This is a genomic window from Lysobacter korlensis (assembly GCF_042434515.1).
Window position 1 is genome coordinate 318,869 of the sequence record NZ_JBHLTG010000001.1, and the last position, 22,758, is coordinate 341,626.

General features: G+C 69.5%; 22 protein-coding genes and 1 pseudogene. 10 read left to right on the plus strand and 13 right to left on the minus strand.

All coding sequences use genetic code 11. The annotated features are described in order from the left end of the window. Position 1: 1 nt before the first annotated feature. On the plus strand, positions 2 to 1,426 hold the full coding sequence (locus ACFFGH_RS01385) for a solute:sodium symporter family transporter (protein ID WP_386664177.1): 1,425 nt from the start codon (positions 2 to 4) through the stop codon (positions 1,424 to 1,426). A gap of 63 nt (positions 1,427 to 1,489) precedes the next feature. Here the strand turns inward: ACFFGH_RS01385 and ACFFGH_RS01390 are convergent, their stop codons facing one another. The 9 genes from ACFFGH_RS01390 to ACFFGH_RS01430 form a co-directional block, all read right to left on the minus strand. After that, positions 1,490 to 2,152, minus strand: a complete 663-nt coding sequence (locus tag ACFFGH_RS01390; protein WP_386664179.1) for a bifunctional 4-hydroxy-2-oxoglutarate aldolase/2-dehydro-3-deoxy-phosphogluconate aldolase — start codon at positions 2,150 to 2,152, stop codon at positions 1,490 to 1,492. After that, positions 2,149 to 3,147, minus strand: a complete 999-nt coding sequence (glk, locus tag ACFFGH_RS01395; RefSeq protein ID WP_386664181.1) for a glucokinase — start codon at positions 3,145 to 3,147, stop codon at positions 2,149 to 2,151. Before glk ends, ACFFGH_RS01390 begins: the two co-directional genes overlap by 4 nt. After that, positions 3,144 to 5,009, minus strand: coding sequence for a phosphogluconate dehydratase (gene edd, locus ACFFGH_RS01400; RefSeq protein WP_386664183.1), 1,866 nt, complete (start codon positions 5,007 to 5,009; stop codon positions 3,144 to 3,146). Before edd ends, glk begins: the two co-directional genes overlap by 4 nt. Beyond that, positions 5,009 to 5,755, minus strand: coding sequence for a 6-phosphogluconolactonase (gene pgl / locus ACFFGH_RS01405; protein WP_386664185.1), 747 nt, complete (start codon positions 5,753 to 5,755; stop codon positions 5,009 to 5,011). Before pgl ends, edd begins: the two co-directional genes overlap by 1 nt. Then, complete coding sequence (gene zwf, locus ACFFGH_RS01410; RefSeq protein ID WP_386664186.1) at positions 5,739 to 7,205, minus strand: glucose-6-phosphate dehydrogenase; 1,467 nt, start codon at positions 7,203 to 7,205, stop codon at positions 5,739 to 5,741. Before zwf ends, pgl begins: the two co-directional genes overlap by 17 nt. A 573-nt stretch (positions 7,206 to 7,778) precedes the next feature. Beyond that, on the minus strand, positions 7,779 to 8,354 hold the full coding sequence (locus tag ACFFGH_RS01415) for a hypothetical protein (protein WP_386664188.1): 576 nt from the start codon (positions 8,352 to 8,354) through the stop codon (positions 7,779 to 7,781). A 90-nt stretch (positions 8,355 to 8,444) separates the two neighbouring features. Next, positions 8,445 to 8,594 (minus strand): hypothetical protein, encoded by a 150-nt coding sequence (locus ACFFGH_RS01420; protein WP_386664190.1) that lies wholly within the window; start codon positions 8,592 to 8,594, stop codon positions 8,445 to 8,447. 259 nt (positions 8,595 to 8,853) lie between these two features. Then, complete coding sequence (locus ACFFGH_RS01425; RefSeq protein ID WP_386664191.1) at positions 8,854 to 9,333, minus strand: tRNA (cytidine(34)-2'-O)-methyltransferase; 480 nt, start codon at positions 9,331 to 9,333, stop codon at positions 8,854 to 8,856. A gap of 11 nt (positions 9,334 to 9,344) precedes the next feature. Then, complete coding sequence (locus ACFFGH_RS01430; protein ID WP_386664193.1) at positions 9,345 to 10,058, minus strand: SDR family oxidoreductase; 714 nt, start codon at positions 10,056 to 10,058, stop codon at positions 9,345 to 9,347. Between the two features lie 263 nt (positions 10,059 to 10,321). On the opposite strand from ACFFGH_RS01430, the gene ACFFGH_RS01435 reads away from it, so the two are divergent. The 7 genes and pseudogenes from ACFFGH_RS01435 (at position 10,322) to ACFFGH_RS01465 (ending at position 17,325) form a co-directional block, all read left to right on the plus strand. After that, positions 10,322 to 13,309 (plus strand): M16 family metallopeptidase, encoded by a 2,988-nt coding sequence (locus ACFFGH_RS01435; RefSeq protein WP_386664195.1) that lies wholly within the window; start codon positions 10,322 to 10,324, stop codon positions 13,307 to 13,309. A gap of 123 nt (positions 13,310 to 13,432) precedes the next feature. After that, positions 13,433 to 13,747: pseudogene (locus ACFFGH_RS01440) on the plus strand (DUF4156 domain-containing protein); the annotation flags it as partial. A gap of 226 nt (positions 13,748 to 13,973) precedes the next feature. Next, positions 13,974 to 14,990 carry a 3-oxoacyl-ACP synthase III gene (locus tag ACFFGH_RS01445; RefSeq protein ID WP_386664197.1) on the plus strand — a complete coding sequence of 339 codons (1,017 nt, stop codon included), beginning with the start codon at positions 13,974 to 13,976 and terminating at the stop codon, positions 14,988 to 14,990. 91 nt (positions 14,991 to 15,081) lie between these two features. After that, positions 15,082 to 15,324: a hypothetical protein gene (locus tag ACFFGH_RS01450; protein ID WP_386664198.1), complete on the plus strand. Its 243-nt coding sequence runs from the start codon at positions 15,082 to 15,084 to the stop codon at positions 15,322 to 15,324. A gap of 175 nt (positions 15,325 to 15,499) precedes the next feature. After that, positions 15,500 to 16,192, plus strand: coding sequence for a phospholipase D-like domain-containing protein (locus ACFFGH_RS01455; RefSeq protein WP_386664200.1), 693 nt, complete (start codon positions 15,500 to 15,502; stop codon positions 16,190 to 16,192). Positions 16,193 to 16,276: 84 nt separating this feature from the next. After that, on the plus strand, positions 16,277 to 16,819 hold the full coding sequence (locus ACFFGH_RS01460; protein WP_386664201.1) for a gamma carbonic anhydrase family protein: 543 nt from the start codon (positions 16,277 to 16,279) through the stop codon (positions 16,817 to 16,819). After that, the gene (locus tag ACFFGH_RS01465) at positions 16,816 to 17,325 is read left to right on the plus strand and encodes a hypothetical protein (RefSeq protein ID WP_386664203.1); all 510 of its coding nucleotides are present in this window, start codon (positions 16,816 to 16,818) and stop codon (positions 17,323 to 17,325) included. Before ACFFGH_RS01460 ends, ACFFGH_RS01465 begins: the two co-directional genes overlap by 4 nt. 6 nt (positions 17,326 to 17,331) lie before the next feature. Here the strand turns inward: ACFFGH_RS01465 and ACFFGH_RS01470 are convergent, their stop codons facing one another. The 3 genes from ACFFGH_RS01470 to hemB form a co-directional block, all read right to left on the minus strand. After that, positions 17,332 to 17,601: a YkgJ family cysteine cluster protein gene (locus ACFFGH_RS01470; protein ID WP_386667282.1), complete on the minus strand. Its 270-nt coding sequence runs from the start codon at positions 17,599 to 17,601 to the stop codon at positions 17,332 to 17,334. Positions 17,602 to 17,736: 135 nt separating this feature from the next. Beyond that, positions 17,737 to 18,561: a shikimate dehydrogenase gene (gene aroE, locus ACFFGH_RS01475; protein WP_386664204.1), complete on the minus strand. Its 825-nt coding sequence runs from the start codon at positions 18,559 to 18,561 to the stop codon at positions 17,737 to 17,739. A 79-nt stretch (positions 18,562 to 18,640) separates the two neighbouring features. After that, a complete protein-coding gene (gene hemB / locus ACFFGH_RS01480; RefSeq protein ID WP_386664206.1) occupies positions 18,641 to 19,633 on the minus strand; it encodes a porphobilinogen synthase in 993 nt (330 codons plus the stop codon). Positions 19,634 to 19,951: 318 nt separating this feature from the next. Here hemB and ACFFGH_RS01485 point away from each other — a divergent pair, with 318 nt between their 5' ends. After that, complete coding sequence (locus tag ACFFGH_RS01485; protein WP_386664208.1) at positions 19,952 to 20,791, plus strand: ABC transporter permease; 840 nt, start codon at positions 19,952 to 19,954, stop codon at positions 20,789 to 20,791. After that, positions 20,788 to 22,380: a dipeptide ABC transporter ATP-binding protein gene (locus ACFFGH_RS01490; RefSeq protein WP_386664210.1), complete on the plus strand. Its 1,593-nt coding sequence runs from the start codon at positions 20,788 to 20,790 to the stop codon at positions 22,378 to 22,380. Before ACFFGH_RS01485 ends, ACFFGH_RS01490 begins: the two co-directional genes overlap by 4 nt. A gap of 92 nt (positions 22,381 to 22,472) precedes the next feature. Here the strand turns inward: ACFFGH_RS01490 and ACFFGH_RS01495 are convergent, their stop codons facing one another. Further along, the gene (locus ACFFGH_RS01495; RefSeq protein WP_386664211.1) at positions 22,473 to 22,721 is read right to left on the minus strand and encodes a hypothetical protein; all 249 of its coding nucleotides are present in this window, start codon (positions 22,719 to 22,721) and stop codon (positions 22,473 to 22,475) included. Positions 22,722 to 22,758: the final 37 nt, after the last annotated feature.

A 22,758-nucleotide genomic window follows, 5' to 3' on the forward strand; every position in this document is an offset into this window, starting at 1 on the left:
CATGCGCATCGACCCGATCCAGCTTGCCGTCTTTCTCGGTCTCACGGCGCTCGTCGCGCTCGCCACGTGGTGGCGATGCCGGCGCGAACCGCGAGGCGCGAGTGAGTCCAAGGACTACTTCCTCGCCGGCGGCACGCTGGCCTGGCCGTTCATCGCGGGCTCGCTGCTGCTGACCAACCTCAGTGCCGAGCAGATCGTCGGCATGAACGGCGCGCAGGCGATGCTGGTGGCTTGGTGGGAGTTCGGTGCGGCCGCGGGCCTGCTGATCCTCGCCCACGTGCTGGTGCCGATGTACTACCGCTACAAGTGCACCACGACGACCGAGCTGCTCGAGCGCCGCCTCGGTGACCCGGGCCTGCGCCGCGCGGTGTCGGTGCTGTTCATGCTCGGCTACATGTTCATCCTGCTGCCGGTCGTGCTCTACACCGGCGCGGTGTTCATGAAATCCATGTTTGGCGTTGACCTGTCGATCCTGACGATCGCGATCCTGTTCGCGCTCGCCGGCCTTGCGTACGCCGCGTTCGGCGGGCTGCGCGCGATCGCGATCTCCGACACCTACAACGGCCTTGGGCTGCTCGTGCTCGGCATCGCGGTGACCGCGTTCGCGATGCATGCAGTCGGCTGGGACCTGTCGGGCGTGCCGGCCGAGCGTTGGACGCTGGTCGGCAGCACGCAGTCCGACATCCCGTGGCACACGCTGCTGACCGGCATGGTGTTCATCCACGTCTTCTACTGGGGCACGAACATGGTGATCGCGCAGCGCGCGCTCGCCGCCGGCTCCGTGCGCGAGGCGCAGAAGGGCATCTACGCGGCGGCCGCGTTCAAGCTGCTGACTCCGCTGATCGTCGTGCTGCCGGGCATCATCGCGTTCAAGCTCTATGGCGACGTGGATGACGTCGCGTACGGGCGCCTGGTCGGCGACGTGCTGCCGGGCTGGATGTCCGGTGCGTTCGCGGCGGTGATCGCCGGCGCGGTGCTGTCGAGCTTCAACTCGTGCCTGAATTCGGCCGCGGCGCTCTACACCTGCGACATCCACCTGACGAAGATCAACCCGAACGCGGACGCTCGCCGCATCGGCCAGATCGTCGCGCTGGTGTTCGCCGTGGTGTCGGTCGCGATGGTGCCGCTGTACCAGCATTCGCAGAGCATCATCGCGACGCTGCAGCAGCTCAACGGCCTGTACTCGATGCCGGTGCTCGCCGCGTTCGTGGTCGCCGTGCTGTTTTCGAATCTCGATCCGCGCGCGCTACGTGGCGGCCTGCTGTTCGGCGTCGCGCTGTATTCGGTGTTCACGTTCGTCTGGAGCCCGCTGCACTACATCCACCTGATGTTCATCACGCTGGTCGCGACGATCGCGGTGATGTGGGGTGGCAGCCGGTTGCTCGCGCCGCGGCAGACGCCGCACGTGGCGGCCGGCGCGCGCTGAGTCGCAGGGCGGGCAGGCGAATCATCGCCTGCCCGGCCGTCGGTCGCTCAATCAATCAACCAATCAACGAGTACGCAGCCCGGCCGCTTCGCGCGCCAGCGCACCGATGCGCGACCAGTCGCGCGCGGCAAGCGCATCGTTCGGCACCATCCACGAGCCACCGACGGTGACCACGTTGCCGAGTGCGAGATAGCCCGGCGCCTTGCCCGCATCGATGCCGCCGGTCGGGCAGAACTTCGCCTGCGGAAACGGACCGGCGAACGAGCGCAGCGCATTGATGCCGCCGCTGGATTCGGCCGGGAAGAACTTGAAGCGCCGGTGGCCGCGTTCCAGCCCACGCATCAGCTCGCTTGCGGTCGAGACCGCCGGGATCCACGGCAGCATGCTGGCGTCGGCCGCATCGAACAGCGCATCGGTCGCGCCCGGCGAAATCGCGAACGTGCCGCCGGCCTCGCGCACCGCATCGAGGTGCACAGGTGTCAGCACCGTGCCGGCGCCGACCGCGGCCTCGGGCACCTCCACCGCGATGCGGCGGATCGCCTCGAGCGCGTTATCGGTGCGCAGCGTGACTTCGAGCACCGGCAGGCCGCCGTCGACCAGCGCACGCGCCAGCGGCACCGCATCGTCGACATGCTCGATCGCGAGCACCGGCACGACCGGCGCGCGGGTCAGGATCGCGTCCACGCGCTCGGCGCGCAGTTCGGGGGTGGTCCAGTGGGCAGTCATGGCAGCTCCTTGCTTGCCGGCTGGCGCAGCGCCACCGCCGCGCCGAGCAGGCCGGGATTGGAATGGGTGATGACCTGGATCGCGACCGATTCGAGATAGGCCGCGAACCGGCCCTTGGCGAGGAAGCGCTCACGGAACGCGCTTGAACGCAGGAACGGCACGAAGCGCGGCACGATGCCGCCGGCGATCATTACCGTGCGTGCGCCGTGGATCAGCGCCGCGTCGCCGGCGACGCTGCCGAGCACCGCGCAGAACCGCGCCAGTGCGCGCCGCGCCGCGACGTCGCGGCCGGCCAACGCGAGCCCGACGATCTCGGCCGGGTCACGCAGTGAGTCGACCTGGCCGGTATCGGCATGGGTCGCGCCGCGCAGCACCGCATCGACGTGCGACAGCCCCTTGCCGCACAGCACGCGCTCGTTCGAGGCGCGGCCGTGGTGGGCGGTCAGCCAGCGTGCGATCAGCGCTTCCTCGTCACCGATCGGCGCATAGGTGACGTGGCCGCCTTCGGTTTCGACCACCTGCCAGCCGCGCGCTTCCGAGCCGACCAGCATCGCCACGCCCAGCCCGGTGCCCGGGCCGATCACGGTCACCGGCCCGCGCAGTGGCGCGCCCGGCGGGCCGTGCAGTGCGATGCAGTCCTGCGGCTGCAGCGCGGGCACCGCCCAGGCGACCGCACCGAAATCGTTGAGCAGCAGCAGCTGGTCCAGATCGAGCGCCTCGCGCAGCTCGCCGCGGCTGAAGCTCCAGGCGCGGTTGGTCAGGCGGATCTCGTCGGCATCGACCGGCGAGGCGACCGCAATCGCCGCGCGCCGCGGCTGCACGCCGACACTGTCGAGGTAATGCCGCGCCGCGTGCTGCAGGCTCGCAAACCCTGCATTGAGCAGGGTCTGCGCGTGCAGCACCTCGGTGACGGGCGCATTGGCATCCACGAGGGCGAAGCGGGCGTTCGTGCCGCCGATATCGGCGATCAGCTCGTACTGCACCGCTGCACTCATGCGGCGATATCCGGTGAAGCGGCCAGCGCCGCCTGCTTCGCGGCATCGTTCGTGAAGAGGCTGCAGGCGCCTTCCTCGGCCGTGCCGGACTGCGCGCGCATCAGCGCGAACAGCTCGCGGCCCATGCCGAAGCCATAACGTGACAGGTCACCGGTCTCGATCATGCGGGCATTCCAGGTCGTCTCATCGACGTGGGCCTGCATTGTGCCGGCATCGGCGTCGATCTCGACAATGTCGCCATCACGCACGCGGCCGATCGGACCGCCGTCGAGCGCTTCGGGGCTTACGTGGATCGCCGCAAGCACCTTGCCCGACGCGCCGGACATGCGCCCGTCGGTCAGCAGCGCGACGCGCTGGCCACGGTCCTGCATCACGCCCAGTGGCGGGGTGAGCTGGTGCAGCTCGGGCATGCCGTTCGCCTTCGGCCCCTGGCCGCGCACGACCGCGACAAAGTCGCCCGTCAGCGTGCCGGCGCGGAACGCTTCGAGCAGGTCATCCTGCGAATCGAACACCCGCGCGGGCGCCTTGATGCGGCGGAACTCGGGCCCGACCGCGGAGATCTTCGACACCGCGCGACCGAGGTTGCCCTGCAGCAGGCGCAGGCCGCCTTCGGCATCGAACGCCTCGCTCATCGGGCGCACGACGTCCGGGTCCAGCGACTTCGCCGGCGGCTCGCGCCAGCGCAGTTGCAGGTCGTCGAGGTAGGGCTCGAGCGTCTGCTGGCGCAGGTCGCCGCCATGCACGCAGAGGATGTCCGGGTGCAGCAGGCCGCCGTCGATCAGCTCGCGGATCACGAAGCCCAGTCCACCTGCGGCCTGGAAGTGGTTCACGTCCGCCGCGCCGTTCGGGTAGATGCGCGCCAGCAGCGGCGTCACGCGCGACAGCTCGTCGAGGTCATCCCAATTGATCACCACACCGGCCGCGCGCGCCATCGCGACCAGATGGATCGCGTGGTTCGTCGAGCCGCCGGTCGCGGCCAGGCCGACCATCGCGTTGACGATCGACTTCTCGTCGACCGCCTTCGCAAGCGGACGGTAGTCGTCGCTCATCGCGGTGATGCGCAGCGCCTGTTCGGCCGCGGCCACGGTCAGCGCATCGCGCAGCGGCGTGTTCGGATTGACGAACGCCGTGCCCGGCATGTGCAGGCCCATGACCTCCATCAGCATCTGGTTGGAGTTCGCGGTGCCGTAGAACGTGCAGGTGCCCGGGCCGTGGTAGCTGCCGGACTCGGCCTCGAGCAGCTCGTCGCGCGTGGCCTCGCCGATTGCATAGCGCTGGCGGACGGCGGCCTTTTCCTTGTTCGGCAGGCCCGAGGTCATCGGGCCCGGTGGCACGAAGATCACCGGCAGGTGGCCGAAGCTCAGCGCGCCGATCAGCAGGCCCGGCACGATCTTGTCGCACACGCCCAGCAGCAGCGCCGCGTCGTACATGTCGTGCGAGAGCGAGACGGCCGTGGCGAGCGCGATCGTGTCGCGCGAGAACAGCGACAGCTCCATGCCGGTGCGGCCCTGCGTCACGCCGTCGCACATCGCCGGCACGCCGCCGGCGACCTGCGCACTGCCACCGGCGGCGCGCGCCGCGGCGCGGATCAGCGTCGGGTACTGCTCCATCGGCTGATGGGCCGAGAGCATGTCGTTGTACGAGGTCACGATCGCGATGTTGCCGCCGGTGCCGGCGCGCAGCATCGGCTTGTCGGGGCCGGCGGCGGCGAAGCCGTGCGCGAGGTTGCCGCAGCTCAGGCGGATACGCGCCGGGCCGTTGTGGCGGGCCTCGTCCATGCGGCGCAGGTAATCGGCTCGCAGCGCGCGGCTGCGTTCGACGATGCGGTCGGTGACGCGGTCGACGACGGGGTGCAGGGACATCAGGGACTCCAGTGCAGGTGCAGATGCGCCTGCGGCGCCTGCAGGACGATCGCGATCGGATGCGCGTGCACGTCACCCGATGCGAGGGCCCGTTCCAGCACGCCGCGCTTGGCGTCCCCGGTGATCACCACATGCAGTTCGCGTGTGCGCAGCAGGCGCTTCGCCGTCAGCGTGATGCGGGCGAATGGCGCCTCCGGTGGCAGCGGATCGGGATCGATGCGCAGCGCATCCTCGTGCGTCTGCAGATCGAGCGCGGCCGCCAGCTGTGCGGCCCCGGGGAACAGGGAAGCAGTGTGGGCATCGGCGCCCATTCCAAGCACGACCGCATCGAACGGCTGCGCGCGTGCGTTCAGCTCGCGCTGCGCGAACATCGCCGAGGCCTCCGCATCGCCGTCCGGCCGCGTCAGCGTGATGATGCTGATGCCGTTTGCATCATGCAGCGCGTTGCCGAGCTCGCTGAGGTTGCAGGCCGGATGCTCGTGCGGCACGCAGCGCTCGTCGGTCGGCACCGCGACCACGCGGCCCCAGTCGATGCCCGGCATGCCGGCCAGGTGCCGGTACGCCGGCAATGGCGTGCGGCCGCCCGCGAGCGCGAGCCACGCCAGTGCGCGTTCGTTCAACGCATCGACACAGATCGCCGCGAGCTTTTCCGCCAGCCCGGCGCCAAGCCGCTCGGCCGAGCTGTACTCGTGCCACTCGGGCGTCGCGCGTGCTCCGGTGGAGCGTGGGTCAGTCGAGCCAGTCATGGCCGTGCTTCTCGGTCAGGGTGTGGGCGCTGGCCGGGCCGTTGGTGCCGGCCGGGTACGGTTTGGGCGTGATGCCGGCGCGGCGCCAGCCGTCCTGGATCGCATCGACCCATTGCCACGCGGCCTCGGTCTCGTCGCGGCGCACGAACAGCGTGCCGTTGCCTTCGATCGCATCCAGGTACAGCCGCTCGTAGGCCAGCCGGCGACGCGCCGATGCGAACTCCTCCTGCATGTCCATGTCCAGCGCGACCTGGCTCAACTGCAGGCCGTGGCGGTCCAGCCCAGGCGTCTTGTTCATCAGCCGCAGCTCGATGTGCTCCTCGGGCTGCATGCGGATCACCAGCGCATTCGGTGCCAGCTTCGAGGCGCCCGCATCGAAGATCGAATGCGGCACCGAGCGGAACTGCAGCACGATCTCGGTGCGCCGCTGCGGCATGCGCTTGCCGGTGCGCAGGTAGAACGGCACGCCGCGCCAGCGCCAGTTGTCGATGTGCGCGCGCAGCGCAACGAAGGTTTCGGTCGTGCTCGCGCGGCCGAGTTCTTCCAGGTAACCGGGCACCGCCTTGCCCGCGACCGCACCGGCCGTGTACTGCCCGGTCACGGTCTCGCGCGCGACCTCGTCACGGCCGATCGCGCGCAGCGAGCGCAGCACCTTGATCTTCTCGTTGCGCACCGCGGTCGGCTCGAAATGCGTCGGCGGCTCCATCGCGACCAGGCAAAGCAGCTGCAACAGGTGGTTCTGCACCATGTCGCGCATCGCGCCGGATTCATCGTAGTAATCGCCGCGGCCTTCGACGCCCACGGTCTCGGCCACCGTGATCTGCACCTGTTCGACGTGGCGGGTGTTCCACAGCGGCTCGAACAATGCATTGCCGAACCGCAGCGCGAGCAGGTTCTGCACCGCTTCCTTGCCGAGGTAATGGTCGACGCGGAAGATCCGCTCCTCGTCGAACACGCGGCCCACGCCATCGTTGATCGCGATCGCACTGGCGAGGTCACGGCCGATCGGCTTTTCCAGCAGCACGCGCGTGCCCGGCCCGCCGAGGCCCTGCGCACCGATCGCATCGCAGATCGGCGCGTAGAAGCGCGGCGCCGTGCTCAGGTGATAGACCACGTCGCGTTCGTCGCGCAGCGAATGCAGGCGCTGGCCGAGCGCCTCGAACGAGGCCGCATCGCCGAGCGCCGCGGCCTGGTAATGCACGCGTGCCAGCAGCCGTGCCAGGCAGTCCTCGTTGCGCTCGGACTCGGGAATGAAGCGCGCGATCGCCTCGGCCACCGCATTGCGGAAGCTCCCATCATCGTGCTCGCTGCGCGCGGTGCCGAGAATGCGCAGCCCCTCCGGCAGCATCCCCTCGCGCTCGAGGCTGTACAGCGACGGCAGCAGCATGCGCTGCGCCAGGTCACCGGTAGCGCCGAAGATCGTAAACAGCGAGGCAGGCTGGCGATTCATGCACGGTCCCGTAGAGGTTGTCTGTCAGCTTAGCCAAGGCACCCATTAAACGAGGGTGCATACGTTTGCACCGGTGGGCGCAGCCGTCTTGGCTTTTGCAGCGGGGGCCGGGGTGCCCGGGGACACTGAAACAGATCGGTGTCAGCCGTCTTTGGTCCGGCGTATCCGCACCGAGGCCTACCGCTGAAACGCTTGGGTCAGCAACCTTAACGCAGCTTCGGGCCTTATTCGACGCGGGCGTCTCTAACGCCGTGGTGACAACTCCACTGCCCACACAAGCGCTCGTCGGGACCGTAAGCCCGAGCCTCTCTCCACACTCATGTATGGCTCAGGCTGCCCGGCCGTTTGAGAAGGTGGCTAGGTGCCGGAAGCGGCTGGCTCGTGGCGGCGTTCAAGCCGAGCAATGCGGCCCATGCCATCGCGCCCCGTCGCCTGGGCCTGCAGGCGCTTCGCGCCCGGACAGGTAAATCGGGCCCCTGCGCCGATCGCACGACAGCAGGAGCGCACAGCCGGCCGTGGCCGACTGTGCGCTGTGAATGGATCAGTGGCCGACCCAGCGGAACGACATGTGCGTCAGGCATCGTTGACGCCGGACGCGAACACCCGGACGTTGAGCTTGAGCGTGGTCGGCTTCAGGAAGAACTCGCGCGCCTGGGCGTCGGTCAGGCCGTAGTAATCGACCAGGTTGCGCCGGGTGAGGTAGCCGCCGATGCAGGTGCGGGAGGAGGTGTGACGCGTGATCGTGCGCTCACCATTGTCGAGCAGGGCATCCACGCCTGCGCTGGAAGCGTAGATCTCGAGCTTGCCTGCGAGCGGCGCACCGGTCTCAGGATCGATCAGGCCGGCCGCGTTGAGCACTTCGTTCTCGACCGTGATCGTCGGGTACACGCGTACGTACGCGCCGCGGTTATCCCAGCCGCTGGTGTTGGACAGCGACGCATGGATGGTCGGCGTCTGCCAGTGGCACAGCATGGATTTCATGCTGCGGCCCGGCAGGGTCATCCGCGCAACGTCCTCGAACCTGCCCGAGCCCGAGCCCATCTGCGGATCGACCGGAATGCACAGCGTCTCGGGCGGCTCGCCGGGGTAGGGGGTGCAATTCGGACCCGCGACGATCGTCGGCCCGGCCATCAGGCCCAGCCACTTCACCGGCTGCCCGAAGGAATCGGCACCACCGACGTCGAGCGCCTGCTGCCGCGCCGCACGTGCCTCGAGCTTCGCGATGTCCTGGCGCCACTGCTATTCCTTGCCCGAGGGCGCATCAAGCGAGGTGCCAATCTCCTCCCTCAGGTCTTGCATCTGATGGCCCTTGGATACCGAGCCGCCCGCCCACGCGCCGACGGCGGCCGCGGCCGCCATGGCCGCGACAACCAAACTGGTTTTACGCATTGCTGCTCCTTGAATTCCCCTGGCGGCGTCGTGCCGCCGGCGGACTATAGGGGCAGCTTGAAAACTGCGAAAGCGGTCGCGCTTCGGCCGCCGACGGCCGGCATCGGGCGTGTTCCGGCTCGGCGCGGCTGCGCGCTCAAAGGCCGCAGAAAACTATGCACGGCGGCGAAAAGGTAGGAACGGCCGGGGCCAGGCTGCAGGGACCACCGGCTCGCTGATCGGAAGGGCGGCGACAGGCAGCGCGTGCGCCACTGCACCGTCACGCCCCGCCCTCATACCCCATCTGTCGCCACGCCTCGAACACCACCACCGCAACCGCGTTCGACAGGTTGAGGCTGCGGTTACCCGGCCGCATCGGCAGGCGCAGGCGCTGGTCTTCCGGCAGCGCATCCAGTAGTTCGCCTGGCAAACCGCGGGTTTCCGGGCCGAACACGAACGCATCGCCGGGCCGGTAGGCGACGGTGTCGAAGCGGGTGCGGCCGCGCGTGCTGAGTGCGAACACGCGTGGCGGCGCGCCATTCGCGGCTTCGATCGCGGCGAGCGCGGCCGGCAGGTCGTCGTGCACCTGCAGCGTCGCGTACTCGTGGTAGTCGAGCCCGGCGCGCTTGAGCTGGCGGTCCTCGAGTTCGAAACCCAGCGGGCGCACCAGGTGCAGGTGCGCGCCGGTGTTCGCGCACAGGCGGATCACGTTGCCGGTGTTCGGCGGAATCTCGGGCTGGAACAGGATGACGTCGAACATCGGCGGTCGGCTTACCAGGGCATCGGGTCGCCGTTGTAATCGAAGAAGCGCCCACTCTGCTCGAGCTCGGCGTCGTCGATCACGCGCAGCAGGCCTTCAACCGCCTGCGTGGGCGGGATCTGCGCATCGGGGCCGCCCATCTCGGTCTGCACCCAGCCCGGATGCAGCGCGAGCACGACGATGCCGCGCTCGCGCAGCGCGTTTGCGAGCAGGCGCGTGGCCATGTTCTGCGCGGCTTTCGAGATCGCGTAGGTGGGCGTGTAGAAGCCGGTCGTGTTCTCGATCGAGCCTAGCTGCGAGGAGATGTTCGCCACGCGCGCGCCGTCTTCGAGCGCTTCGCTGAGCGCCTGGGTCAGCAGGAACGGGCCGCTCGCGTTCGTGCGCAGGCTGTCGTCGAGATTCGTCGAGGTGACGTGGCCGAAGCGCTCGCCCGAATGCAGCACGCCGGCGTTGTTGATCAGAAGGTCCAGGCGGCCGTCGACGACCAGCGGCAGTTCACGCACGAGTTCGGCGATCGACTTCGCCTCGGTCACGTCCAGCGGCAGCACGTGCAGGCGGCCGGGGTACTCACCGGCAAGGTGGTTGAGGTCGTTCGCGCGGCCGGGGCTGCGCGCGGTGGCGACAACTTCGGCGCCGCGTTCGAGCAGTTGCCGGCAGAACTCCAGGCCGATGCCGCGGTTCGCGCCGGTGACCAGGCACTGGCGGGGTTTGGAGGACGGAGCCATGGGAACCTCGTGGGGGCGGGGCAGAGCGGCGAGTGTACGGGCGCGTTGCGATGGGGGCTGTCGAGGGCGCAGGCCCCGGTCGAGACGTTGAGCGCACGTCGCGACTGCCCGGCATCGCAGCGTTCGGTCCTGCCATCGCGCGCTGAAGCCCTGCACCGGCGACCCCCACCATGACCTGTGGCCCACGGGCGCTGCGGCCGCGGCCGCTACGATGCACGGTCGCCTGGACGGGGTTCCGGGTCTTCCACCTTCAGGAGTGCCGCATGTCCGCAGCTTCGTATCCGCGCGCCGTCGCCCCGCGCGCCACCTTCTCCCGCCGCGTCCTGGCCGTCTCGCTTGCCGCCGCGCTGACCGGTGGCGCATGCATGCCCGCGTTCGCCCAGGCCCAGGCTGCGAAGGCGCCGGCAACGGCGAGCGTCGACATCCCGTACGAGGAGTTCACGCTGCCCAACGGCCTGCGCGTGATCGTGCATACCGACCGCAAGGCGCCGATCGTCGCGGTCAACCTCTGGTACCACGTCGGCAGCAAGGACGAGCCGGCCGGTCGCAGCGGCTTCGCGCACCTGTTCGAGCATCTGATGTTCAACGGCTCGGAAAACCACCCGGGCGAATATTTCGAACCGTTCGAGATGGTCGGCGCGACCGATATGAACGGCACCACGAACACCGACCGCACGAACTACTTCCAGAACGTGCCGACCACCGCGCTGGACATGGCGATGTGGATGGAATCCGACCGCATGGGCCATCTGCTCGGCGCGATCGACCAGAAGCTGCTCGACGAGCAGCGCGGCGTGGTGCAGAACGAAAAGCGCCAGGGCGAGAACCAGCCCTACGGCCAGGTCTGGGAGAAGCTCAACCGCGCGCTGTACCCGAAGGGCCACCCGTACCACCACAGCGTGATCGGGTCGATGAACGACCTCAACGCGGCCTCGCTCGAGGACGTCAAGAACTGGTTCCGCACCTGGTATGGCCCGAACAACGCCGTGCTCGTGCTCGCCGGTGACATCGACGTAGCGACCGCGAAAGAAAAGGCAATGAAGTACTTCGGCCACATCCCGGCCAGCCCGACGATGGCGCAGCCGAAGGTCGACGTCGCACGCCGTCCGCAGCCCACCCGCGAAGTCATGCAGGACAAGGTGCCGCAGACGCGCGTCTACCGCGCGTGGAACGTCGCGCCGACCGGCACCGTCGACATCGATCGCCTGCAGCTGCTCGCGCAGGTGCTCGGCGGCAGCAAGAGCTCGCGGCTGGATGCGCGCCTCGTGCACCGCGACAAGCTGGTCGACAACGTCAGCGCCGGCGCGTACGCCTCGCAGCTGGGGTCGAACTTCATGATCATGGCCGAGGTCAAGCAGGGCGTAGACCCGAAAAAGGTCGAGGCGATCATCGACGAGGAGCTCAGGAAGCTGCTTGCCGAGGGCCCGACCGCGGCCGAGCTCGAGCAGGCCAAGACCGTCGTGCGCGCCGGCTTCATCCGCGGCATCGAGCGCATCGGCGGCTTCGGCGGCAAGGCCGACGTGCTGGCCGAGTGCGAGGTGTTCACCGGCGATGCCGGCTGCTTCCGCGAATCGCTGCAGACGGTTGCGAACGCGACGCCGAAGCAGCTCGCGCAGGCCGGTAAGCAGTGGCTGACCGGCAACGGCAGCCACACGCTCGTCGTCGAGCCCGGTGAGCGCACCCCGCTGGCCGAAGAGCCCGCCGCGACGCCCGCGCCGCTGACGCTGCCGCCGGTCGACAAGAAGTACACGACCACCGCGAGCACGGTCGATCGCTCCAAGGGCGTGCCGGTGCCGAACGAGTACCCGCAGCTGAAGTTCCCCGACCTGCAGCGCGCGACGCTCGATAACGGCGTCAAGGTCATCCTCGCCGAGCGCCACGACGTGCCGGTGGTGCAGTTCAACCTGCTTGTCGATGGCGGCTACAAGGCAGACACGCTTGCAAACGGCGGGGGCAACAAGCTCGGCACCTCGAGCTTCGCGATGAGCATGCTCGACGAAGGCGCGGGCGAGTACGACGCGCTCGGCTTCGCGAACCGCGCCGAAGCGCTGGGTGCGAGCCTGGGCGCGGGCGTCTCGCTCGACGGCGGCACCGCGTACCTGTCGGCGCTGAAGGAAAAGCTGGACCCGTCGCTGGATCTCTTCGCGACGATGCTGCGCGAGCCGCGCTTCGATGCGAACGAGATCGATCGCGTGAAGGCAAGCTGGATTGCCGGCATCAAGCAGGAGAAGGCGCGTCCGAACACCGCCGCACTGCGCGTGCTGCCGCCGCTGCTGTACGGCGAGGGCCATGCGTATGCGATCCCGTTCACCGGCTCGGGCACCGAGGCTTCGATCGCCTCGCTGACGCGTGATGACCTGCTCGGCTACCACCGCACCTGGATGCGCCCGGACAACGCGACGATCGTTGTCGTCGGTGACACGACGCTCGGCGAGATCGTGCCGCTGCTCAACAAGCACCTCGGCGACTGGAAGGGCGAAGGCGCGTCCACGCCGAAGGTCGACGTTGCGAACGTTGCACTGCCGGCCAAGCCGCGCGTATTCCTGATTGACCAGCCCGGCGCGGTGCAGGCGAACATCTTCGCCGGCCACCTGATGCCGCCGACCACGGACAAGAACGCGACGAAGCTCGACATCGCGAACGAGGTCATCGGCGGCTCGTTCACCGCACGGCTCAACATGAACCTGCGCGAGAACAAGCACTGGTCGTACGGAGCACGTACTTCGCTGAGCAACGCGCTCGGTCAGCGGCCGTGGCTCGCGGTCGCGCCGGTGCAAATCGACAAGACCGCCGAGTCGATTGCCGAGATCCAGCGCGAGGTCAGCGAGTACGCGACCGGCAAGGCGCCGCCGAGCGAAGCCGAGATCAAGAAGATCCAGGCCAATGAAGTACGCAGCCTGCCCGGTGCGTACGAGACCGCGTCGGCGATCGCCGGCACGATCGTCGGCAACGTGCGCTACAACCGCCCGGACGATTACGTCGTGCAGCGCGTCAACGAGATCCAGTCGCTGACGCCGGCGCAGGTCGCCGAGGCCGCGAAGGCGATCGACCCGAACGCGTTGACCTGGGTCGTGGTCGGTGACCTCAAGCAGATCGAGCAGCCGGTGCGCAAACTCAACCTCGGCGAGGTGCAGGTGCTCGATGCCGATGGCAAGCCGGCCGCGCGTGGCGCAGCGCCCGCGAACGGCGCGCCCGCGGCCGGCAAGTCCGACGCGAAGCCAAAGGCGGACAAGCCCACGACCGGCAAGTAACGCACTCAATCAGGCTGCGTCGCCGGCGCCACCCGGCGTCAGCGCACGCCCCGCAAGCGGTCATCGCAAACCTGCGCAGGCCGGGCCACAATCCCGGCCTGCGTCTTTTCCGAGGTCTCCTGCATGCGCATCGTCCTGCTCGCCGCTTTCCTGACCGTCGCCACCGGCTGCACCTGGGTGCACATGGCGCCGGGCGCCTCGTCGGTACGCGTGCTCTCGGCAGGCGCGGCGCCGACCGGCTGCGAAAAGCGCGGCGAGATCGCGGTGTCGGTCAAGGACCGGGTCGGGTTCTACGAGCGCAACGAACTGCGCGTGCGCGAGGAGCTCGAAACGCTCGCACGCAACGAAGCGCCGGGCGTGCAGGCCGATACGATCCAGCCGATCGCGCCGCCGTACGAAGGCGAGCAGCGCTTCGCGGCATGGCGCTGTGGCGCGCGCACCGGTGCGGCCGCGCCGGCCACGACGCCGGCCACCGGTACTGCCCAGACCTACCCGCTCGGCGGCGGTCGCTGAGCACGGCCGCGCGGCGGCATTCGGACGCGGCGCGGCAGGCTTAACCGCAGGCCAGCACTGGGGCTGGCCCCGTTCAGTCTTGGGCTGCCATACATGCACGTACGGCGCGAAGCAGATAACCTGTCGCGCTCGCTGCTTGCAGGACCGCCCAATGCTGTTCCAACACGTCGCCATCGCCGGTCTTGCCCATATCGATGCGCCGCGCCGGTTGGGCTCGGACGAGATCAACGCGCGCCTGAAGCCGACGCTGGATCGGCTGGGCATCAAGGCCGACGTGTTCGGCGACATCGCCGGCATCCAGGCACGGCGCCTGTGGGACGGCGAGATGCAGGCCTCGGACGCAGCCACGCTGGCCGCGGTCAAGGCACTTGCCGACGCGGCGATCGAGCCCGACCGTGTTGGCCTGCTGGTCAACACTTCGGTCAGCCGTGACTACCTCGAGCCGTCCACCGCCTCGATCGTCAGCGGCAACCTCGGCCTGCCCGATACCTGCCAGAACTTCGATGTCGCGAATGCGTGCCTGGCGTTCATCAACGGCATGGACATCGCTGCGCGCATGATCGAGCGGGGCGAGATCGACTACGCACTCGTCGTCGACGGCGAAACCGCCGACCTCGCGTACGAGAAGACGATCGAGCGCATGAGCCGCGCCGACGTCACCGAAGAGGACTTCAAGAACGAGATGGCCACGCTGACGCTCGGCTCCGGAGCGGCGGCGATGGTGATGGCGCGCGCCGAACTCGCGCCGGGCGCACCGCGTTACCGCGGCGGCGTCACGCGCGCGGCGACCGAGTGGAACAAGCTGTGCCGCGGCAACCTCGACGGCATGGTCACGGACACGCGCGTGCTGCTGATCGAAGGCGTCAAGCTTGCGCAGAAGACGTTCCAGGTCGCCAAGCTCAAACTCGGCTGGGTGGTCGAGGAGCTCGACGAGTTCGTGATCCACCAGGTCAGCAAGGTGCACACCGCCGCGTTCACCAAGGCGATGGGCATCGACCCGAAGAAGGTCATGACGATCTTCGGCGAGCACGGCAACATCGGCCCCGCCTCGGTGCCGATCGTGCTCAGCAAGCTGCGCGAAATGGGCCGCCTCAAAAAGGGTGACCGCGTCGCGCTGCTCGGCATCGGTTCGGGGCTGAACTGCTCGATGGCCGAAGTGGTCTGGTAAGCCGGCCGGACGGTTCGCCCGCCGTCATGATTTCCGGTGCGCAGCGCCTGCTGCGTGCCCTCTGCGCTCCACACACGCCAAGGGAATGCCCGTGACCGAGCCCCGCAGCCACCTCGACATCGCACTGGCCTCGATTCCGGTGTTCAGCAACGACGGCCTGCTCGACATGGCTGAACTCGACCGCCTGCTCGCACTCGCCGAGCGCGATGGCTCGTTCGACGAGGACGAAAAGCGCGTGCTGGGCCGCATCTTCGCGCAGGCCGAGCAGACGCGACTGGATCCCGCGGTGGGCGCCCGCATCGCACGGCTGCGCGCCGAGCTTGGCATCGCCTGAGGCGGCTGACGTAAGGCCGGTCCTGCCGTGACCGGCCCGGCCCCAGCGCAGTGATAGCGGGCCGTGGTGGCGCAAGCGATCGTGACGCGCCGCCAGGCCTGTGGTGGTGTAGCTCGCAGCGGTCGCTGCGGTGCAGGTTTGACCCTTATCGATCTTCAACGCGTTCGGGGCTGAAATGGATTTCCACCAACTGGACCGGCTGCTCGCCGACACCGCGGCCGATGGCGTGCTCGACACCGACGAGAAGCTCGAGCTGCGTGAAGTCGGGGCAACGCTGGATTCCGAACGCCTGCGTTACCTGCGCAACCGTGCGTTTGCGATCACGCGTGATGTCGTTGCAGCCGATCCAACGCGGGCACTCGATTCGCTGCGATGGCTCGAACAGGTGGTCCGCACGCTGGATCTGTCCGCCGCGGTTGCGGTCGCGAGCAGCAGCGTGTTCTTCTCGCCCGGTGACAGCTGCCTGCGCAAGCTGCGCGAGCTGTGTCGCACAGCGAAGCGTCAGCTCGACATCTGTGTGTTCACGATCGCCGATGACCGGCTCACCGAGGAGATCCTCGACGCGCACCGGCGCGGCGTGGCGGTGCGCATCATCAGCGATGACGACAAGCGCATCGACGACGGCAGCGACATCATCCGGCTCGCCGCGCAGGGCATCGAGATCCGGCTCGACGACAGCCGCTTCCACATGCACCACAAGTTCGCGGTGTTCGACGGCCGGATCCTCGCGAACGGCAGCTTCAACTGGACCCGCACCGCGAGCACGAGCAACAACGAGAACCTCGTCGTCAGCGAGGACGCGTACCTGGTGCGCTGCTTTGCGGGTCAGTTCGACACGCTGTGGGACAGGTTCACGCGGCTGCGCTGAACCGCCGCGTGAGCCGGTTCACTGAACCGGTGGAAATCGCCCGGCGCGCGTGAAGCCCGCTGCGGCGGCGCCTACAATCGCCCGATGAGCATCCGCCCCTACCTCGATACTGTCCCCGCCCTCGGCGAGCGCGTCTACGTCGATCCCGCCTCGACCGTCATCGGCCGCGTCACGCTGGCCGACGATGTTTCGATCTGGCCGACCTGCGTCGTGCGCGGTGACGTCAACACGATCGCGATCGGTGCGCGCACGAACGTGCAGGACGGCACCGTGATCCACGTCAGTCACGACGGCCCACACGCGAAGCTCGGCGGCTATGCGACCGTGATCGGCGCGGACGTCACGATTGGCCACAAGGCGATCGTGCATGCCTGCACGATCGAGGATGCGGTGCTGGTCGGCATGGGCGCGATCCTGCTCGACGGCGCAGTGGTGCGAAAGCACGCGTTCATCGGCGCCGGTGCGCTGGTAGCGCCCGGCAAGGTGGTCGGTGAAGGCGAGCTGTGGCTCGGCAACCCGGCCAAGAAGGTGCGCGTGCTCAGTGACGTCGAGATCGAAGGGCTGTACTACAGCGCGCAGCATTACGTGCGGCTCAAGGACCGTTACCTGCAGGCCGGCGAGGCGTGACCGACGCGGGCGCCTGGCCCCGCATCATCCCGCAGGCGGCGCGCGCGAACCTCGCGCTCTACGGTGCCCTGGCCGGCGCGGTGTCGCTGTTCGGGTCGGTGCTGCTGGCCACGCTTGCGGGCGCCGCTGCGGACGGCGCCGGCTTCGCGGATGCGACGCAGGGCCTGCCCGACTGGGACGCGAATCTGCTCGACCTGTTCGGCCTGGTGGTGTTCGCGCCGCTGGTAGAGACCGCGTTGCTCTCGGCGCTGCTCGCCATCCTCGGCCGCTTCATCCGTCAGCGCGTATGGATTGCCACGATTGCCGCGCTGGTCTGGGGCGGGCTGCATGGCGCAGTCGCGCCGCTGTGGTTTTTCGGGACGGTCTGGGCGTTCTTCGTGTTCGCCTGGAGCTACCTCGCCTGGCGTCCGCGCTCGTATTGGCATGCCTTCGCGGCGGCCGCGATCCCGCACGCGCTGCAGAACTCGGCCGCGTTCGTGGCGATGGCGCTCGCGCCCGCGACCTAGCGCCGCTCAGTCCGGACGCGTGGCCTGCTCGAGTGCATCGAGATGCGACACCGCGTGCTCGCGGGAAGTGCCACACATGTCGGCGCTCGGGCGCAACGCGCCGCACACGGCCGGGCGCTCCGGCTGTCCGAACAGCCGGCAGCGCAGTGCGTCGTCGAGCTGCACGCACGGAACGCCCGCCGGCTTGCCATCCGGCATGCCCGGAATCGGTGAGCTGATCGACGGCGCGATGCAGCAGGCGCCGCAGCCATCGCGGCAAGACGGCTCTACGCGGATCGGCACGTCGAGCGCGCAGCCCTCATCGCGCAGCACGGCCGCCAGAACACGCCTGCCCGGCCGCGCCACATCGCCCGCGGTGCCGTCCGAATCGGTCATTAGCGGGCCGCGCATTCGATCGGCGCGCAGCTGCATTCAGCCGCCGTCGTCTGCGCGCAGCATCGCGTAGACGGGGTCGGTGTTCGGTCGGATGCCGTGCCAGCGCATGAAGCTTTCGGCGGCCTGTTCGACCAGCATGCCGAGCCCGTCGACTTGCACGCCCGCACCGGCGTCGCGTGCCCAGTCGAGGAACGCGGCCGCGGCCGCGCCGTAGCCGAGATCGACCGCGGCGCTGCCCGTGTGCACGAGCGAGGCGGGCAGCGCGACGAGTCCATCCCCGCGCGCCGCCGCTGTCGCGTTGATGACCAGGTCGAACGCGCCAAGCATCGGCAGCGAATCGAGACCGCATGCGCGCGCCGAAGCGGGCGCGTCGATTGCATCGAGCAACGTACGCGCGCTTGCAGGCGTGCGGTTTGCGACGACGAGCGCGCCGATGCCTGCATCGAGCAGCGCGGGCGCAACGCCGCGCGCGGCCCCGCCGGCGCCGATGATCAGCGTGCGCCGGCCATGCAGGTCCAACCCGTGGCGCGCCTGCAGGTCGCGCACGAGGCCGACTCCGTCGGTGTTGTCGCCGTGCCATGCATTGCTGGCGCGCACCAGAGTGTTGACGGCGCCCGCCCGGCGCGCGCGGTCGCTGACCTGCTCGCACAGCGCCGCCGCGGCGAGCTTGTGCGGCAGCGTCACGTTCGCGCCCAGGCCACCGGCGCGTCCGAATGCGGCGACCGCTCCAGCGAAGGCGTCCGGTGACGCATCGATCTTGGTGTATTCGAGTTCGATCGCGCATTGCGCGGCGAACGCGGCATGGATGCGCGGCGAGCGTGAATGCGCGACCGGATGGCCGAAGACCGCGTAGCGTTTCATTGCGCCGTCCCGCACTGGATCAGCTCCTGGCCGGCACCTGCCGTGTCGGCCGCGGCGGCACGCATGCCGCCGGTCATGCTCAGCTCGCCTCGCGCAGCCAGCGCGCGGCGTCGAGCGCGAAATAGCTCAGCACGCCATCGGCGCCGGCGCGCTTGATGCTCGCCAGTGCTTCGAGTGCGCAGGCGCGCTCGTCCAGCCAGCCGTTCGTGGCCGCGGCCTTGACCATCGCGTACTCGCCGCTGACCTGGTAGACGAACGTCGGCGCGCCGAACTCGTCCTTCACCCGCCGCACGATGTCCAGGTACGGCAGGCCCGGCTTGACCATCACCATGTCCGCGCCCTCGGCGAGATCGAGCGCGACTTCGCGCAATGCCTCGTCGCTGTTGGCCGGGTCCATCTGGTACGTGTACTTGTTGCCCTTGCCGAGCGCAGCCGCGCTGCCGACCGCATCGCGGAACGGGCCGTAGAACGCGCTTGCGTACTTCGCGCTGTAGGCGAGGATGCGCGTGTGCACGTGGCCGCCGTGCTCGAGCGCGGTGCGGATCTCGCCGATCCGCCCGTCCATCATGTCGCTCGGCGCGACCACGTCGGCGCCGGCGCGTGCATGGCTCAGCGCCTGTTTGACGAGCGCGTCGACGGTTTCGTCGTTGACCACGTAGCCGGATTCATCGACAAGGCCGTCCTGGCCGTGCGAGGTGTACGGGTCGAGCGCGACGTCGGTGATCACGCCCAGCTGCGGGAAGCGCGACTTCAGCGCGCGCACCGCACGCTGCACGAGGCCTTCGTCGTCCCAGGCCGCGGCCGCGTCGAGCGACTTCGCCTCGGGCGCGGTCACCGGAAACAGCGCGAGCGCCGGCACGCGCAGCTCGCTGGCCTGCTCGGCCACGCGCAGCAGCTCGTCGAGCGAAAGGCGCTCGATGCCGGGCATCGAGCCGACCGGCGCGCGGCCCGCGAGTTCGTGCACGAACACCGGGTAGATCAGATCGTTCGCGGTCAGGACCGTCTCGCGCATCAGCCGGCGCGAGAACTCGTCGCGGCGCATCCGCCGCGGGCGCGTGTAGGGGTAGCTCATGGCGCGCATGATACGCGCGCGGCCGGCGGCCCCGGCGCGCGCGGACGGCTTGCTTGGCACGCGCAGTGGCGCAGGCGAGCGTCGCGCGACGCTCGCCCGAACGCTGGGCCGAGCCCTCACAACCACGATGCAATTCGATGGACAGGTCCTGCAGCGCGTCGCGTAGCGTGCCGCGGTAGCGCGCGCAGCCCGTCTTCGGCCGCGCGGCCGCTGCCGACCGCCTGCGGCGCCGATCGCAGCAGCGCCGATCGCGATCGCAGTCCCGTTCCATGCCCGCATGCGTCGCACCGGCCTGGCCCCGCCGCTACGATGCGCGCGATGCGATCGCTGCGCTCCCTTCCTCCCGTCGCCCGCGCCTGCCTGGCCGGGCTCGCCGTGCTTGCGCTGCTGTGCTGGCTCGGCCCTGCGCTGGCGGCGTTCGATCCGCACACGCCCGACTGGGACGCGCTGTCGGTCGCGCCTGGCGTGGCCGGGCACTGGTTCGGCACCGATGCGATCGGCCGCGACGTGTTCGCGCGCACGCTGGCCGGTGGGCGGCTGTCGCTGACTGTGGGCCTGCTCGCCAGCGTGGTCGCGCTCGTGCTCGGGCTTGGCTACGGCGCGATTGCCGGGCTTGCCGGCGGCCGCGGTGAACGCGCGCTCGTGCGCGTGCTCGACGTGTTCAGTGCGATCCCGTTCCTGCTAGTCGTGATTCTGCTGCTGACGCTGTTCGAGCGCTCGCTCGCGCTGCTTCTGCTCGCGATCGGCGGCTATGTGTGGATCGATCTTGCGCGGGTGATGCGCGCCGAGGCCGCGCGCCTGCGCGAGGCACCGTTCGTGCTTGCCGCGCATGCGGCCGGTGCGCGCTTTGATCAGCGCCTGCGCTGGCACGTCTTGCCGAACCTGCTGCCGCTCGCGTTCGTCTACCTCGGCCTGATCCTGCCGCAGGCGATCCTCGTCGAAAGCTTCCTCGGCTTTCTTGGCCTGTCGGTCGATGAGCCCAGCGCGAGCTGGGGCACGTTGCTCGCCGAGGGCGTGCAGGAGCTCGACTCGGCGCCATGGACGCTGCTGTTTCCCGCGGGGTTTCTGGTGCTGACGCTGGCGCTGTTCCAGTTCCTCGGCGACGGCCTGCGCGACTGGCTCGATGTGCATGCATCCCGTGGCAGCGCCGCCGCATGAGCGCGCTGCTGACATTGCGCGAGCTGACCGTGCGCACGGGCGAGCGGGCGCTGCTCGGCCCGCTCGATCTGGAACTGCATGCAGGCCAGTGCCTGGGCATCGTCGGCGAGAGCGGCAGCGGCAAGAGCCTGACCACGCTGGCGTTGCTAGGCCTGTTGCCGCCGGGATTGCAGGCGCGCGGCGCGCTCGAGGTCGATGGCACGGCGGTCGCGATCGGCACGCGCGCGCATGCGGCGCTGCGCGGTCGCGGGCTGGCCTGGGTGCCGCAGGACCCGCTCGCGGCTTTGCATCCGCTGCGCACGGTCGGCGCGCAGCTGTACGAGACGCTGCGCGTCGCACGCGGCCTCGCGCGCCAGGCCGCGCGCAACGAAGCGCAGGCGCTGCTTGCGCGCGTCGAGCTGCCGGGCCCGGCCGCCGCGCTCGACCGCTACCCGCACCAGTTCTCGGGTGGGCAGCGCCAGCGCATCGCGATCGCGCTGGCGCTCGCATTGCAGCCGCGCGTGCTGATCGCCGACGAACCGACATCCGCGCTCGATGCCCGCATCGCACGCGGCATTCTCGAGCTGCTCGACGCACTGCGCCGCGAGCACGGCCTCGCGCTCGTGCTCGTCAGCCACGACCTGCCGCTGGTTGGGGTCTATGCGCAGCGCCTGCTCGTGCTGCAGCGCGGGCACGTGGTCGAACGCGGCGCGACCGCCGATGTGTTCGAGCGACCGCAGCATGCGTATACGCGCGAATTGCTCGCAGCCGACCGGCTTGCGCCGGTGCCGCCTGCCGCGACCGCGCCTTCGCTGCTGCTGCGCGCGAGCGGGCTGCGCGTGCGTTACCGCGGCGCGGCGCGCGATGCGCTGCAGGACGTGTCGATCGAACTGCACCGCGGCGAGGGCCTTGCGCTGGTCGGCGAAAGCGGCAGCGGCAAGAGCACGCTCGGCCGCGCGGTGCTGCAGCTGCTGCGCGGCATGCACGGGCAGGTGCACTGGTTCGATGGCGAGCGCGCCGTCGAGCTGACCGGACTGCGCGCTCGCGAACTGCGCCGGCTGCGCGCGCGCATCGGCGTGGTGTTCCAGGACCCGTTCGCCTCGCTCGATCCGCGGTTGCCGGTTGCCGAGATCGTCACCGAGCCGCTGCGCATCCACGGCATCGGCGATGCGCGCGTGCGGCGCGAACGCGCGTCCGCGTTGCTGCATTCGGTCGGTCTGGGCGATGACGCGCTCGACCGCTATCCGCATCAGTTCTCCGGCGGCCAGCGCCAGCGCATCGCGATTGCACGCGCCTTGGCGACCGACCCGGACCTGCTGGTCTGCGACGAGGCGGTATCCGCGCTGGATGCGCACCACCGCGCCGCGATCCTCGCGCTGCTGGCCCGGCTCAAGGTCGAGCGCGGGTTGGCGCTGCTGTTCGTGACGCATGACCTCGGCGCGGCCGCCGCGGTCGCCGAGCGCATCGCCGTGCTCGAAGACGGCCGCATCGTCGAAACCGGTGCAATGCAGGACGTGCTGCGAGCGCCGCGTCATCCGCACACGCAGGCGCTGCTCGCGGCGCGGCCGGCCACGCGCGTCGAGGCCGTGCCGGCAGGCGTCGAGGGCTGACGTTCGGGGTCGTGCGCGCCGCCGCGTGCGCCGGGTGGGACGCGGCTACCACGCAGACCGACTCAGATCAGGTCGGCTCAGTTCAGGCCAGCTCAGATCAGGCCGCCACCGATGCCAAGCCGGGCGATGCCGACGAGGATCACGATGACGTTGAGCACGAGGCCCGTCTTCGCACGTCCGCGGTGGCCCGGGCGGCTCATGCCGATGCCGATCGCGGCAATCACCGCGCCGATCGCCGCGAACGGGATCAGGAACCAGTTGCCCCAGCCGAGAAACGGGATCAACGCGATCACCATCCAGATCATCGCGACGATGCCCCACAGCAGGCTGATCAATCCCATGGCGGTGCTCCTTGTGGTGGAGCCAGCAGCTTAACGC